Origin of the sequence: Rahnella sp. RFA10(1/100), from assembly GCF_004195115.1 — a bacterium.
Classification (GTDB): domain Bacteria; phylum Pseudomonadota; class Gammaproteobacteria; order Enterobacterales; family Enterobacteriaceae; genus Rahnella; species Rahnella perminowiae.
The window spans coordinates 1-397 of record NZ_SEWR01000031.1; the positions used below are offsets into that span (position 1 = coordinate 1).

The window sequence follows — 397 nt, forward strand, 5'->3', positions numbered from 1 at the left end:
TTGCCTGGCGGCACTAGCGCGGTGGTCCCACCTGACCCCATGCCGAACTCAGAAGTGAAACGCCGTAGCGCCGATGGTAGTGTGGGGTCTCCCCATGCGAGAGTAGGGAACTGCCAGGCATCAAATTTGTAAAGTTTGCTTTAAGTAAACTGTTATAAGAATAAGCGTGCTGATATGGCTCAGTTGGTAGAGCGCACCCTTGGTAAGGGTGAGGTCCCCAGTTCGACTCTGGGTATCAGCACCAGTAATAAGCGTAGAGTTCGGTAAATTACAGAATTTGCCTGGCGGCACTAGCGCGGTGGTCCCACCTGACCCCATGCCGAACTCAGAAGTGAAACGCCGTAGCGCCGATGGTAGTGTGGGGTCTCCCCATGCGAGAGTAGGGAACTGCCAGGCA

The 397-nt window shown here is 54.9% G+C and carries 1 tRNA gene and 2 rRNA genes; all 3 read left to right on the forward strand.

Annotation, left to right across the window (positions count from 1 at the left end):
* The first annotated feature begins 3 nt into the window (after nucleotides 1-3).
* The 3 genes from rrf (ETV65_RS24780) to rrf (ETV65_RS24790) all read left to right on the forward strand — a co-directional run bounded on the left by rrf (ETV65_RS24780) (nucleotide 4) and on the right by rrf (ETV65_RS24790) (nucleotide 396).
* Nucleotides 4-119 (forward strand): 5S ribosomal RNA (gene rrf / locus ETV65_RS24780).
* A 49-nt stretch (nucleotides 120-168) separates the two neighbouring features.
* Nucleotides 169-244: transfer RNA gene (locus ETV65_RS24785), tRNA-Thr, on the forward strand.
* A 36-nt stretch (nucleotides 245-280) separates the two neighbouring features.
* Nucleotides 281-396: ribosomal RNA gene (rrf, locus tag ETV65_RS24790) — 5S ribosomal RNA — on the forward strand.
* Nucleotide 397: the final 1 nt, after the last annotated feature.